Raw genomic sequence first — 14,086 nt, forward strand, 5'->3', positions numbered from 1 at the left:
AAATAGAAGTAATGAGCGTATACAACTTTTGTGCAGGCCCTGCCATGTTGCCACCCGAGGTTATGAAAAAGGCACAGAGTGAATTTTTAGATTGGCAAAATCTCGGAGTATCGGTGATGGAAGTGAGTCACCGAGCTGAACCGTTCTTAACTATGGCGCAACAGTGCGAGGCGCGTTTGCGCCGGTTAATGAACATTAGCGATGATTTTGCTGTGCTCTTTATGCATGGTGGCGGTCGTGGTCAATTTGCCGCTGTGCCAATGAATCTGCATTTGGACGATGCACCAGCGGTGTATGTTAATACCGGTATTTGGTCTGACGGCGCGGCGACAGAAGCGCGTAAGTACACCGATGTGGTTGAGCTGAATGTACGTGATGACCGTGATGGTCAGTTTGGCGTCACACCGGTGGCGCAATGGCCATTGCCTGAAAAAGCCAGCTACATTCATTATTGCCCTAATGAAACCATTGATGGTGTTGAATTATTTGATGTGCCTCGCCACCCTAGTGCGCCTATCGTGGCCGATATGTCGTCGATGATTCTATCGCGAGAAATCAATGTTGATGACTTTGATGTTATTTACGCCGGTGCGCAAAAAAATATTGGTCCTTCGGGCCTTGCTATTGTGATTGTCCGAAAGACGCTGCTTGAACGTCAAGGTTTGCCGCGCCCAGGAATACTGGATTACGCGGTGGAGGCCAAGCAGGGCAGTATGTATAACACGCCGCCGACCTTCGCTTGGTATCTGGCTGATGAGGTGTTTAAGTACCTTGAAGAGCATGGTGGTGTACCAGCTATGCAGCGCCATAATAAAAATAAAGCGGCAATCTTGTACGATTACATCGATAGCTCGTCGTTTTACAATAATAAAGTGGACAAAGCTTGCCGCTCATTAATGAATGTACCGTTTTGGTTGAATGACGAGCGTCATAATGAACGCTTTCTAGCACTGTCTAAACAAGCGGGCTTGCTGGCGTTAGAAGGGCATCGTTTTGTTGGCGGAATGCGCGCGAGTATCTATAACGCCATGCCGGTTGCCGGTATTGAAGCGCTAGTGACCTTTATGGATGAGTTTGCCAAGGAGCATGGGTGATGGAGTCATTACGATTAGCGCCAATTAAAGGCATCAATGGCGAGATCACCCTCCCAGGCTCAAAAAGCCTTTCTAACCGCATCTTATTGCTGGCAGCGCTCGCACAGGGCAACACCACGGTGACCAACCTGCTCGATAGCGATGATATTCGTCATATGCTTGCAGCGCTCTCGGCCTTAGGGGTTAAGGTTGAATTGAGCGATGATAAAACGCAGGCTGTGGTGCACGGGCGGGGCGGTGAACTGGATACCCCAGATGATGCTTTGTTTCTTGGTAACGCGGGCACCGCATTTCGACCACTGACTGCGGTGCTAGCAGCAACTTCGGGCTCTTTCACACTGACAGGCGAGCCGCGCATGGAAGAGCGTCCGATTGGCCACTTAGTGGATGCGCTACAGTCACTGGGAGCCGATATTCACTACAGCAAACAGCGCCACTATCCGCCGTTGGTGATTCAGGGTCAAGGACTCAGCGGGGGTGAAGTAAGCATTGATGGCAGTATTTCCAGTCAGTTTCTGACCGCTTTATTGATGGCCGCTCCGCTATTTCAGGGGGATACCAACATCAGCATTAAGGGCGAGTTGGTTTCTAAGCCCTATATAGATATCACCCTTGGAGTGATGGCGAAATTTGGTGTCCATGTTGAACATGACAATTATCAGCGGTTCTATGTCAAAGGCGGACAAACATACCAAAGCCCTGGACGCATAATGGTTGAAGGCGACGCTTCCTCAGCATCTTACTTTGTTGCGGCGGCAGCTATTGCTGGCGGTGAAATCACCATTCATGGTGTTGGCTCGCAAAGTGTACAAGGAGATATCGGCTTTGCGAAGGTCATGCAGCAGGTGGGGGCTGACATTGATTGGCATGATACCAAGTTGGTTGTGCGCAAAGGTACACTCAAAGGCGTGGACATTGACGCCAATGCGATTCCCGATGCAGCAATGACCCTGGCAACAGTCGCACTGTTTGCAAAGGGCAAAACGGCAATTCGTAATATCTATAATTGGCGAGTCAAAGAAACCGACCGGTTACATGCCATGGCAACCGAGTTGAAAAAGTTGGGCGCTGAGGTCATAGAGGGCGAAGACTATATCGAAATCACCCCGGTAACAGAACTTAATGATGTCGCTATCGATACTTATAACGACCATCGTATCGCGATGTGCTTTTCATTGGTTGCAGTGGGCGGGTGGCCTGTCACTATTAACGACCCGAATTGCACCGCGAAAACCTTCCCTACCTATTTTGATACACTGTCACACGTCAGTCAGTACTAGCCTTTGCAGCCTGTTTACGCTTTTTCGCGAGCAGGCTGATACTTGATCTGTTACAAAACAATATTAAAAAACTACTGTAATGACGCGAATTTGCAGAAAAGTTCGCGTATAATACCGCCGATTTTAATGTTTGCTGTGCATGCAGGAGGTTTGAATGCAGGCATCAATGCCGGTGATCACCATTGATGGGCCAAGTGGCTCAGGCAAGGGTACGGTGTGTCGCTTACTTGCACAAAAATTAGGCTGGGATGTGCTTGATAGTGGTGCAATTTACCGGGTGTTAGCGCTCGCGGCGTTACACCACCAAATAGCCCTAGATAGCGAAGAGGCCCTTGTTCCTCTGGCGGCGAATTTAGATGTGCAATTCGAGTTTGATAACGAGACCGACTCGAGCAAGATTATCCTTGAGGGTGAAGAAGTCACCCATGGCATTCGCAACGAAGAAGTCGGCGCTGCGGCGTCTAAAGTTGCCGCGCTGCCGCGTGTACGCGAAGCATTGCTACGCCGTCAGCGCGCATTTCGCAGCGAAAATGGCTTAATCGCCGATGGCAGAGATATGGGGACGGTGGTATTCCCCGATGCTGAGGTGAAGATTTACCTCACTGCCAGTGCCGAAGCGCGCGCCGAGCGCCGTTTTAAAGAGTTGAAGGAGCGTGGCCTGGATGTTACACTAGGTGGTCTACTCGAGGACATTAAAGCACGTGACGAACGTGATATGAATCGCAGCGTGGCACCCCTTGTGCCAGCGGATGATGCTATCACTGTTGATACAACGCAGCTCAATGCCGAACAGGTGTTCGCTCAGGTTAATAAGATCCTAGAAGATGCGGTCTTAGCCGGCAAACTCCCGCATACGAGTATAAAAGACTAATTTATTTCACATTGGCAGGATGCTGATGTTTTACTAATAACCCCGCTGAGCAGTGACGCGATGTGGAGAATTTAACTTATAGAGACGTATTAAGTATGTCAGAAAATTTTGCGCAGTTATTTGAAGAAAGCCTACAGGATTTTGAAGCTCAACAGGGCTCAATCGTAAAAGGTACCGTAATCTCTATCGAGAACAACATCGTTCTTGTAGACGCTGGCCTAAAGTCAGAAAGTGCCATTCCTGCAGAGCAGTTCAAAAATACTGCTGGTGAACTAGAAGTTGCCGTTGGTGACGAAGTAGATGTAGCACTAGACGCTATCGAAGACGGCTTCGGTGAAACTATTCTTTCTCGTGAAAAAGCGAAGCGCCACGAAGCGTGGATTCGCCTTGAAAAAGCGTGTGAAGAAAACGAAACAGTTACTGGTGTTATCAATGGCAAGGTTAAAGGCGGCTTCACTGTTGAAGTAGATTCAATCCGTGCCTTCCTACCTGGTTCACTTGTTGATGTTCGTCCAGTACGTGACACCACTCACCTTGAAGGTAAAGAGCTAGAGTTCAAAGTAATCAAGCTTGACCAGAAGCGCAACAACGTTGTTGTTTCACGTCGTGCTGTTATTGAGTCTGAAAATTCAGCTGAACGTGAAGAGCTACTTGCTAACCTTGTTGAAGGTCAAGAAGTTAAAGGTATCGTTAAGAACCTTACCGATTACGGTGCGTTCGTAGATCTAGGTGGTGTAGACGGTCTACTACACATCACTGACATGGCGTGGAAGCGTGTTAAGCACCCTTCAGAAATCGTAAATGTTGGCGACGAAATCAACGTTAAAGTACTTAAGTTCGACAAAGAGAAAACACGTGTTTCTCTAGGTCTTAAGCAGCTTGGCGAAGATCCATGGCAAGAAATTGCTAACCGTTACCCAGAAGGCGCTAAGCTAACTGGTCGTGTAACTAACCTAACTGACTACGGTTGCTTCGTTGAAATCGAAGAAGGCGTAGAAGGTCTAGTACACGTTTCTGAGATGGATTGGACTAACAAGAACATCCACCCATCTAAAGTAGTATCACTAGGTGATACTGTTGAAGTAATGGTACTAGAGATCGACGAAGAGCGTCGTCGTATTTCTCTAGGTCTTAAGCAGTGTAAAGCGAACCCTTGGCAGGAATTTGCGCGTCTTAACAACAAAGGCGACCAAGTTACTGGTAAGATCAAGTCAATCACTGACTTCGGTATCTTCATCGGTCTTGAAGGCGGCATCGACGGTCTTGTACACCTATCTGATATTTCTTGGAACACGCCTGGCGAAGAAGCTGTACGTGAATACAAGAAAGGTGACGAGATCACAGCTATCGTTCTTCAAGTTGACCCAGAGCGTGAGCGTATCTCTCTAGGCGTTAAGCAAATCGAAGCGGATCCTTTCAATAACTACCTAGACGCAAACAAAAAAGGTGCTATTGTTAAAGGTAAAGTGACAGCTGTTGATGCTAAAGGTGCAACAGTTGAGCTTGCTGAAGGCGTTGAAGGTTACATCCGTGTAGCAGACATCGCTCAAGAGCGTGTAGAAGATGCAACTGCAGTTGCTTCTGAAGGCGACGAAATCGAAGCGAAGTTTGTTGGCGTAGATCGTAAGAACCGCGCTATCAGCCTTTCTGTAAAAGCGATTTACGAAGCTGAAGAGAAAGAAGCGCTTGAGAAACTGAAGGCAGATGAGCCTCAGTTCGAAAACGCTATGGCTGCTGCATTTAAAAATGCACAAAAAGACTAAGCTTTAGTCGAGTCTAGGAAGGGCGCAAGCCCTTCCTTTTGTAAGCACTTGAGGAAACATTATGACCAAGTCAGAGTTAATAGAACAGCTTGCAGAACAACACTCACACATCCAAGCACGTGATGTTGAAAATGCCGTAAAAGAAATTCTAGAACAGATGGCCGGCTCGCTCTCTAGCGCCGAGCGCATCGAAATTCGCGGCTTTGGTAGCTTTTCCCTTCATTACCGTGCACCACGTACAGGCCGAAATCCAAAAACCGGCGAAACCGTTGAACTAGACGGTAAATATGTCCCTCATTTTAAACCAGGCAAAGAATTGCGCGATCGCGTTAACGAGAGCATACAATAATAACAACGGAGTCGTTACCGAGTGAAGGTTGTAAAAATCGTTCTTTTTGTACTGTGTGTTTTTATTGCCTTCGTATTGGGTTCGCAAAATCCACAGTCTGTTCAAGTAAATTATCTTATTGCTAGCGCTCAACTACCACTTGCTGCCCTTATCAGCGTGTGTTTTGTGATTGGCCTATTAGTCGGTTGCTTTGTAAGTTTCCGTGTGCTTTCCAAGTTAAAGTGGCAAAACTACCGCTTGCAGCGACGCAATACCAAGCTAGCCCGTGATTCCAACAATGACATAGGCCCTGAGCCTGCCACTGAAAATGACGGTTAGCCATGCTTGAACTGTTGTTTTTACTCTTGCCTGTAGCTGCGGGCTACGGCTGGATAATGGGTAAAAACAGTGCCAAAAACCAAGCCCATCAACATAATCGCAAAATAACCGCCGAATACAGTAAAGGCCTTAAGTACCTGCTTGATAGGGAAGAGGATCAAGGCCTTGAACACCTCATTCAGTTACTCGAGGTCTCTGCGGACTCGGTCGAGCACTACTTGACCTTAGCGGCATTATTTCGCAAGCGCGGCGAGCTTGACCGCGCCATCAAGATTCATGAGTTATTACTTGAGCACCCTAACTTAAATCAAGATCAGCTCACTGAAAGTCGCTTAGAGTTAGCACAGGACTATATCTTGGCTGGATTGCTTGATAGCGCAGAAGAGCATCTACTTATCCTCGTTAAGGGGAAGCGTCAGCAGGCCATTGAACCGCTGATCACCTTATACTCACAAACGCGAGAGTGGCAAAAAGGCGTTGAGTTATACCAACGTCATGTCCATTTATTCATTCACAGCCAACAACGTATTGCGATTGCTAATTTTTACTGTGAGGCAGCCCTTAACAGTCAGCAAACAGAGTTGATGTCACAAGCCTTAGGAGTAGGCGAGCCGAGTATTCGCCCCTTATATGAACTGGGCTTACAGGCTTATCAACGGGAAGACTATGTGCAAGCAATTCACTATTGGCGTGACTTAGTCACTCAATTTACCCGCTGCTCACCGTTAGTGATTGATAAGCTAGCCAACGCCTATCATCATTTGAATTTACAGCAACAGTTCGAGCAATTGTTGAGTGAGCTGGTAGAGCAAGGCGGTGTCCTTCTTAAAATTCATTATTGCCAGCATTTATTAACACGAGGCGAAAACCAAGCGGCTATGGAGTTTCTCACCAAAAGCTTGAAGAAACAGCCGAATATCCGTGGCTTTCGTTTTCTGTTACAATTATTGGCTGGTCAAAATGCCCAACTCGATGAGGCATTAAACCCCATAGATAAACTGATCCAATCATATATAGACACCAAGGCAGACTATCAATGTCAGCATTGTGGTTTTGAAAGCCATAGCCATTACTGGTTATGTCCTTCATGTCGACACTGGGAGTCTATACAGCCAAGCCGTGGGCTTGATGGTTTTTAAACAGGAAAAAAATGAGCTCTGTTGATTCTAAAAAAGTATTGATCGCCTTAGATTACGACGACCAAGGTAAAGCCTTAGCTTTTGTAAAGCAATTATCACCTAGCACTTGCCGCTTAAAAGTAGGCAAAGAAATGTTTACGTTGTTTGGTCCCGATTTTGTCAAACAATTGGTGGATTTGGGCTTCGATGTATTTCTCGATTTGAAATTCCATGATATTCCTAACACTGTTGCTAAAGCGGTGACTGCGGCTGCAAAATTAGGGGTATGGATGGTTAATGTGCATGCCAGTGGCGGTGTGGCAATGATGGAAAAGGCGAAAGCAGCATTGACTCCTTTCGGTGACAAAGCGCCGTTACTGATTGCGGTGACCGTCCTTACCAGTATGGATGAAATACAATTAAAACAATTAGGTATTGATAAATCCCCACAAGAACAAGTATTGTATCTAGCCAAGCTTGCACAGCAGGCTGGTCTTGATGGTGTAGTTTGTTCAGCGCAAGAAGCGCAGTTATTAAAATCACAGTTGGGGTCAGAGTTTACACTGGTGACACCAGGGATCCGCCCAGCAGGAAGCGATGCCGGGGACCAAAAACGTATAATGACACCAGAGCGAGCCGTTGCGAGCGGCAGCGACTATCTGGTTATTGGTCGTCCAATTACGCAAGCTGCTGATCCAGTTGCGGTATTAACTGAGATTAATGAGAGTCTAGGAGACTAAGGTGAAATACATTCTGCTGATAGCCCTCATTGTGGCCGCAGGTTACTATTATCATCGCCAGAGCACCGCAGAAAGTAATGCGCGCGCACTGGCGCTGTTGATTGAACAGGTAGAATACCAAGATGTGGATCTATTTGCTCTGAAAGAGGCGCTGGCAAAACGTGTCTATGCGATTTGCGCCAATAATGAAGCAATGCTGTTGGAGTCTGGGCGTTCAGTGGGTAATTGTATGGAAGGCCATGATATTAAGCGTGTAGAGTGTGAAGGGCGTATCTTTCGGCTTGCTCCGTTGAGTATTAGTAACCGCTCAGAGTTGCTTGATTATTCTAAGCGTTATGTACGCTGCGCATTGCCTTATGATGACCTTCGTTATCAATCCTACTAATCTACGTAAAAACGCGACTTAAGGTCGCGTTTTTAATGTGATTCGTGTGGCCTCGATATCAATAAGTTGATCTTTAAACAGACCGCCAATAGCCTTTTTAAAGTTCGCTTTTGAGGTGCCAAACTGGCGTTTTATGGCCTCCGGCGCAGATTTATCTCCAAGCGGCAACACGCCACCACCGTCTTTTAACGCTTGCAGTATTTGCTCCTTAAGCGGGTCTAGCTTTGCTATCCCTTGCTTTTCTAAGACAATATCAAGTTTGTCATCTTCGCGGCACTGTAAGACGAACGCGTTAAGCTGTTGACCAACGTACAGCGGGCGATGTACGCGATTATGAAAAATAAGTCCCCAATGGCTATCATCGACAATCACTTTGTAGCCTAAGTCGGTTTTAGCAGCCACCATAATATCAACGGCATCGTTGAACTGGTAACGAGGCTTTGCATGGCCGACGAATTTATTGAGGTTACTGGATGCACAAATACGCTTAGAGGCATTGTCCAAGTAGAGCTTTACTAAATAACTATTCCCCTCTCGCATTCGAGGTTTTTGTTCGTTAAAGGGAACCAACAGGTCTTTATCCAGACCCCAATCTAAAAAGGCGCCGGTTTTGTTGACTTGTTTAACTTGTAAAAAAGCAAAATCGCCTACTTGCGCTAATGGTTTTTTTCGAGTTGCGGTGGCGTGGCCCATACTATCTAAATAGACAAATACGCCTAAGCTATCACCTTGTTGTAAATCATCGGGCAGCTCAGAGGCAGGTAAAAATACTTCACCGAGTTCGGTGCGTCGCAAATACGCGCCTTCGCCTGCGACTTCCTCAACAAACAGCGTTTGCCATTGACCTAATTCACTCATTATTCGCTCTCTGTGTCGTTATTTTTTTTAGGCTTGCGTTTTACGCCCATGCTGTTCGGGTCAAACGGTGCGGGTTGCGCCACTTTTACTTGCATGGGTTTACTTTTCTTGCGCTTAGCAAGAGGTTTTTTAGATGTCACTGGCTTAGTTTTATCCTGGGGCTTTTTCTTTGCATTCGCTGGCGGCTTTGGACGAGTAAAGCCTTTAAACTTGCCGACTAGCCCCTCTACTTCACTGAACGGCAAAGGACGGCGCATAAATTGGTTTATCGCCAGGTAGCTTTGCCAATCTTTCGGCCCCACTAATGAAATGGCATGACCTTTAAAGCCCGCGCGACCAGTACGACCAATACGGTGAATGTATTCTTCCGCATGTTTTGGCAAGTCAAAATTGATTACGTGGGTGACGTTAAGCAAATCGAGGCCCCGTGACGCCACGTCGGTGGTAACCAACACTTGATATAGTCCACGGCTAAAGGCATCCATAATATCCAGCCGTTTACTCTGCGCCAGCGTGCCCGCGAGAGCGACGGCCTTAAAACCTTGCGCCGTGAGCTTGTTACACAAGCGCTCGGTATCATCTCGTGTAGCGGTAAAAATAATACACTGACCAACATTCTCTTGGGCAATAAAGTGATCGAGCAACGCCTCTTTATGGTCGAGGTGATCCGCTAAATACAGATGCTGCGAGATATCGCTATGCTCATCAGTGGCGGCACTAATGGTCACGCCCTTAGGGTTGCGTAATAGGTTACGCGAGAGCGCACCGACCTGAGCGTGCTCCAAAGTAGCTGAAAACAAAAGGCTTTGGCGAAGACGATGATCTGCGGCCGCATTAATACGCTCAACTTGCTCGGTAAAACCGAGGTCAAGGATGCGGTCGGCCTCATCAAAAATGAGCAATTCCAGGCCGCCTAATTGTAATGAGCGGCCATCAAGGTGGTCGGCAATTCGCCCTGGCGTGCCAATCACAAAATGTGGATTCTTGCGCAGCGCCTTAACTTGGTCGTTAAAGTTCTCACCGCCAATCACTTTTGTTCCCGACAGCGCCGTTCCGGCTATCAGTAAACGTAGCTGTGAGTATACTTGCGACGCTAACTCGCGAGTCGGGGTGACAATTACTACACGGGGGTCGCGCTTTAATAGGGCCCGTTGCTTCATAACCCGTTGTACAGCAGGCAATAAGAAGGCAAGCGTCTTACCTGACCCGGTTTTTGATTGCGCAAATAAGTCATGGCCAGCGAGTGCCAAGGGTATGGCCTGCGCTTGGATATCGGTGGGCGTGGTAATACCTTGATGCGTTAGTTGCCCACACAGTCGAGAATCGATACCCAAATCACTAAATTGCAAATTAACTCTCCAAAATTACAGTTTATCCACCGCTATTATAACGTAATGAGACAGTTCACTGGCAGTGAATTTTGCGTTTTTCACCACAATCAGTAAAATACGCCGACCATTGCGCCGGATTTACGATTCGGTTTCGTTTTAAAAGCACTGAAGGTAACAGTTACTATGTCTGATCAATACGTCGTGTGCGCGCTGTATAAGTTTGTTGCGCTGCCTGATTTCGAACAACTTCGCCAACCTCTTTTAGATGTCATGCTTGCTAATGACGTACGTGGTACGTTACTGCTTGCCGAAGAGGGTATCAACGGTACGGTCGCGGGTAAACGCGAAGGGATTGATGCTTTACTAGGGTGGCTTGATAAGCAACCTAACCTCGCTAATATCGTTACCAAAGAGTCTTTTGACGATGAATGTCCTTTCTACCGCACCAAAGTGAAGCTGAAAAAAGAAATAGTCACCATGGGTGTTGAAGGTATTGACCCACGAGAAGTGGTGGGCACCTATGTGAAACCCAAGGATTGGAACGCGTTGATAAGCGACCCTGAAGTGGTGTTGGTGGATACCCGTAACGATTACGAGATAGAAATTGGTACCTTTAAAAATGCCGTTGATCCGCAAACAAAAACGTTCCGCGAATTTCCAAATTGGGCCGAGCAAAACCTTGACCCGAAAAAGCACAAAAAAGTAGCCATGTTCTGTACTGGCGGTATTCGCTGCGAAAAATCCACAGCTTATATGAAAGAGCAGGGTTTTGAAGAGGTCTACCACCTTGAGGGCGGTATTCTTAAGTACTTAGAAGAAGTGCCTAAGGAAGAGACCATGTGGGAAGGTGAGTGCTTTGTATTCGACAACCGTGTTGCTGTGGATCATGACCTAAACAAGGGTCAATACGACCAATGTCATGCTTGTCGTATGCCTATTACTGAAGGCGATAAGCAAAAGCCGCAGTACATGCAGGGTGTGTCTTGTCATCACTGTCATGACAGTTTGAGCGAGGAGCAGCGCCAACGTTTTGCAGAGCGCCAAAAGCAAATCGATTTGGCGAAGCAGCGTGGTGAGGGTCATATTGGCCATGAGGCCCAAGAAATGTTACAAAAGCGCAAAGAGCAAAAGCAAAAGCTCAAAGAACAGCAACGCGCCGCGAGCAAATAATTAGCCACCGAAAAGGAAGTGTTTAACACTTCCTTTTTTGTTTTAAAGAGCAAGGATGATGAGAGCGACACTACGCAGCACAATGATAGCTAAATGCGAGCAACAAATAGCGCGCAAAGGAGAGCAGGTAGGGTTATCTTTCTATACTTTTTTCAAAAATAAAAATGATGACCCAGAGCTGCTGATGGAGGCGGCTACTTGGTGGATTCACACCCATCGGCTCGATCATTTTGAAAAAGCACATAAAGTAAAGAGCCTATTAATCAATGAGCAGTCTTTATCGTTGTGACGACTACAACGACCTACCTATCACCATCAACTATATACAACACACTTTTTTTTCATAAGCTTATGTGCTTTTATAAAAAGCTGTGCAGGGCGCAAAGCCGAATTAAAACAATTAGAAGGAAAGGCCATGTTTGAGGCGCTTGGGGCAGTCACTTTGTTTCTCGTTTTAGCGACCTGTTTACCCCTATTACCTATCGGTCATTGGAGTGTTCGGGGTTTTGATTTCCCGCGTTTACAGTTTGCGGCTATCGCGACTCTTTTACTAATACTGCAAGCATACTTTCTTTCTTTTGCAGGCATTGCATCCTGGCTCATGGTCACTGCGACGCTCGGTTGCTTGCTATGGCAATTATGGTGGGTGTTACCGTATACGCCAGTGTGGCGTAAAGAAGTGCATAGTTGTCAGAGCCAAGATAGTGACAACAGCCTAAGTATTTTAGTTTCTAACGTGCTCATGACCAACCGCAATAGCAAAGCTCTGCTTGCGCTTATTCATGAACATAACCCCGACGTGGTGATCACTTTGGAGTCTGACCAATGGTGGCAGGACCAACTTGATGTGTTGTTAACGCAAAGACCTCACAGTATAAAATGTCCGCTGGATAACCTCTATGGTATGCATGTTTATTCGCGCTTCGCCATAGAAAACAGTGAAATACGTTATTTAGTCGAGGATGATGTGCCATCTATTCATGGCGACTTGGTACTGCGCTCAGGGAACAAAGTGCGGGTGCATTTCCTTCATCCAGCGCCACCGAGCCCCACTGAAAATAGCCATTCTACTCCCCGTGATGCTGAATTATTGGTGGTGGCTCGACGTGTGGCTGAGCAATCGATACCGACGCTTATAACCGGCGATCTAAACGATGTCGCTTGGTCGCGTACTACACGGTTATTTAGAAAAGTCAGTGGCCTGTTAGACCCACGTATAGGTCGAGGGTTATTTAATACCTTTCATGCTGATTACCCCTTGGTGCGCTGGCCGTTGGATCACTTATTTCACTCTCGCCATTTCACCTTAAATGAGATTCGGCCACTGCCTAATATTGGCTCAGATCACTTCCCATTGTACGCTTCACTTACTTTCTCCCCGCAGCAGGGCCACCAGCAGCAGGGAATAGACGCAGATGCACAAGATAAGCAACAAGCGCAGGAGATAGCGGCGCAAAAGCCAGTGACAAAAGAGGACGTGCTTTGAGCTAAGTTGTTGGCTCAAAGTAGCGTTTATTTCCGCATCCACCTGGTGTCGAGCCTAACAACCACCCCTTGATTATCCACAAAGTAAAGATATGCAAAGTCAGCATGAGTCCGCAGCTATGTGTGATTAAATAACGCTATGTATTGTATTTCCCAAAAAGGGGAAGCGATTAGTCGCATTACAGTGGTCACTGACCGAGCTTAGCGTCAAGGCTGATCACAGAGCTGTTACACTACGTACACAGAGTATTAATTTAAAGCGGCCAATGGTTGTGGCCAACAACAATAATGAAGGTGGAGTTCCTTGAAGCAGGTATTTTGTGCATTAATTTGTAGTTTCATAGTATCTAGCAATGCGCTGGCCGCTGAGGGCAAGCGTGTGGTCGTCAATGCCGTAAGCCAAGAGCGAGCACAGCAGCAAGTTCAGGCGGTCGGCAGTACGGAGGCGATTCGCTCGGTCGTGCTTTACCCAGCAGTGGGGGACCGCGTCACCGGTGTGTATTTTCAGCCTGGGGATGAAGTGCAGGCTGGCGACTTGCTATTGGAGCTTGATTCACGCTTGCAAAGCGCGGCGCTTCAAGAAGCGCAAATACAATTAGCTGATGCAGAGCGAACATTAAAACGCTTAGAAGACAGCTTCGCTAAAGGTGCTATCCCTAAAAGCGAACGTGACGATGCGCTGACGCAGCGAGACTTAGCCAAAGTGGCGCTGCAAGTGGCAAAAGCAGAGTTGCAAGACCGTCAAGTGCGCGCTCCTTTCAGTGGAGTAATGGGGCTGACCGACGTGGAAGTCGGCGATCGCATCACCGAGCAAACCGCGATTGCGAGTATTGATGATATCAGTGCGTTGTATATCAACTTTAAAGCCCCAGAAGCAGCTGTGCCTATGCTGCGCGATGGTGCCAGTGTCACCGTGGTACCATGGCACACGCAAAAACAACTCAGTGCCGATATCGCTTATATGGACTCACGAATCGATGCGCAAAACCGCACCATTCGTGTCAAAGCAAAAATAGCCAACGACAATGAACAGTTTATCCCGGGCATGGGTTTTCGTGTCAATCTAAACATGCAAGGGCAGGCTTATTCGGTTGTCCCAGAAGCCGCTCTTTTATGGGGGGCAACGGGCCCTTATGTGTGGAAAAGCGTCGATAACAAAGCCACTCGCGTTGATGTAAAAATAGCACAACGGTTATCCGGGCGGTTGCTCGTAAGCGGTGATTTAAGTGCCGGTGATTACCTCATAGTAGAAGGGGTACAAAGCTTGCGACCTCAGCAAAGTGTGCGCTTTGAGCAACCCGCATTGGCACGCAAGGAGTAAGTG

General features: G+C 47.2%; 15 protein-coding genes. 13 read left to right on the plus strand and 2 right to left on the minus strand.

The features are described 5' to 3' along the window. Positions 1-11: 11 nt before the first annotated feature. The 9 genes from serC to MHM93_RS10680 all read left to right on the plus strand — a co-directional run bounded on the left by serC (position 12) and on the right by MHM93_RS10680 (position 7,918). Positions 12-1,094, plus strand: a complete 1,083-nt coding sequence (gene serC, locus MHM93_RS10640) for a 3-phosphoserine/phosphohydroxythreonine transaminase (RefSeq protein ID WP_045978730.1) — start codon at positions 12-14, stop codon at positions 1,092-1,094. After that, positions 1,094-2,374 (plus strand): 3-phosphoshikimate 1-carboxyvinyltransferase, encoded by a 1,281-nt coding sequence (gene aroA, locus MHM93_RS10645; protein ID WP_239449127.1) that lies wholly within the window; start codon positions 1,094-1,096, stop codon positions 2,372-2,374. The genes serC and aroA overlap by 1 nt, the downstream gene beginning before the upstream one ends. 154 nt (positions 2,375-2,528) lie before the next feature. Continuing rightward, positions 2,529-3,245, plus strand: coding sequence for a (d)CMP kinase (gene cmk / locus MHM93_RS10650; RefSeq protein WP_239449128.1), 717 nt, complete (start codon positions 2,529-2,531; stop codon positions 3,243-3,245). Between the two features lie 95 nt (positions 3,246-3,340). Next, positions 3,341-5,008 (plus strand): 30S ribosomal protein S1, encoded by a 1,668-nt coding sequence (gene rpsA / locus MHM93_RS10655; protein WP_022943836.1) that lies wholly within the window; start codon positions 3,341-3,343, stop codon positions 5,006-5,008. 61 nt (positions 5,009-5,069) lie between these two features. Then, on the plus strand, positions 5,070-5,357 hold the full coding sequence (gene ihfB, locus MHM93_RS10660) for an integration host factor subunit beta (protein WP_022943837.1): 288 nt from the start codon (positions 5,070-5,072) through the stop codon (positions 5,355-5,357). Positions 5,358-5,378: 21 nt separating this feature from the next. Then, the gene (locus tag MHM93_RS10665; protein ID WP_239449129.1) at positions 5,379-5,675 is read left to right on the plus strand and encodes a LapA family protein; all 297 of its coding nucleotides are present in this window, start codon (positions 5,379-5,381) and stop codon (positions 5,673-5,675) included. 2 nt (positions 5,676-5,677) lie between these two features. Further along, positions 5,678-6,814 (plus strand): lipopolysaccharide assembly protein LapB, encoded by a 1,137-nt coding sequence (gene lapB / locus MHM93_RS10670; protein WP_239449130.1) that lies wholly within the window; start codon positions 5,678-5,680, stop codon positions 6,812-6,814. Between the two features lie 11 nt (positions 6,815-6,825). Next, positions 6,826-7,533 (plus strand): orotidine-5'-phosphate decarboxylase, encoded by a 708-nt coding sequence (pyrF, locus tag MHM93_RS10675; protein WP_045978734.1) that lies wholly within the window; start codon positions 6,826-6,828, stop codon positions 7,531-7,533. 1 nt (position 7,534) lies between these two features. After that, positions 7,535-7,918: a hypothetical protein gene (locus MHM93_RS10680; protein WP_022943841.1), complete on the plus strand. Its 384-nt coding sequence runs from the start codon at positions 7,535-7,537 to the stop codon at positions 7,916-7,918. An 18-nt stretch (positions 7,919-7,936) separates the two neighbouring features. Here the strand turns inward: MHM93_RS10680 and MHM93_RS10685 are convergent, their stop codons facing one another. Together MHM93_RS10685 and MHM93_RS10690 are read right to left on the minus strand one after the other, a co-directional pair. Further along, positions 7,937-8,776, minus strand: coding sequence for a S1-like domain-containing RNA-binding protein (locus tag MHM93_RS10685; RefSeq protein ID WP_239449131.1), 840 nt, complete (start codon positions 8,774-8,776; stop codon positions 7,937-7,939). Then, on the minus strand, positions 8,776-10,125 hold the full coding sequence (locus tag MHM93_RS10690) for a DEAD/DEAH box helicase (protein ID WP_239449132.1): 1,350 nt from the start codon (positions 10,123-10,125) through the stop codon (positions 8,776-8,778). Before MHM93_RS10690 ends, MHM93_RS10685 begins: the two co-directional genes overlap by 1 nt. A gap of 165 nt (positions 10,126-10,290) precedes the next feature. Here MHM93_RS10690 and MHM93_RS10695 point away from each other — a divergent pair, with 165 nt between their 5' ends. From MHM93_RS10695 to MHM93_RS10710, 4 genes are all read left to right on the plus strand, one after another. After that, positions 10,291-11,277, plus strand: coding sequence for a rhodanese-related sulfurtransferase (locus tag MHM93_RS10695; protein WP_239449133.1), 987 nt, complete (start codon positions 10,291-10,293; stop codon positions 11,275-11,277). Positions 11,278-11,335: 58 nt separating this feature from the next. Then, a complete protein-coding gene (locus MHM93_RS10700; protein WP_239449161.1) occupies positions 11,336-11,566 on the plus strand; it encodes a DUF6500 family protein in 231 nt (76 codons plus the stop codon). A gap of 126 nt (positions 11,567-11,692) precedes the next feature. Continuing rightward, entirely contained in the window at positions 11,693-12,763 is a 1,071-nt protein-coding gene (locus MHM93_RS10705; RefSeq protein WP_239449134.1) for an endonuclease/exonuclease/phosphatase family protein, read from the plus strand. Between the two features lie 303 nt (positions 12,764-13,066). After that, on the plus strand, positions 13,067-14,083 hold the full coding sequence (locus MHM93_RS10710) for an efflux RND transporter periplasmic adaptor subunit (RefSeq protein WP_239449135.1): 1,017 nt from the start codon (positions 13,067-13,069) through the stop codon (positions 14,081-14,083). Positions 14,084-14,086: the final 3 nt, after the last annotated feature.

It is taken from the genome of Pseudoalteromonas sp. MM17-2, from assembly GCF_022347945.1.
Lineage (GTDB): Bacteria > Pseudomonadota > Gammaproteobacteria > Enterobacterales > Alteromonadaceae > Pseudoalteromonas > Pseudoalteromonas ruthenica.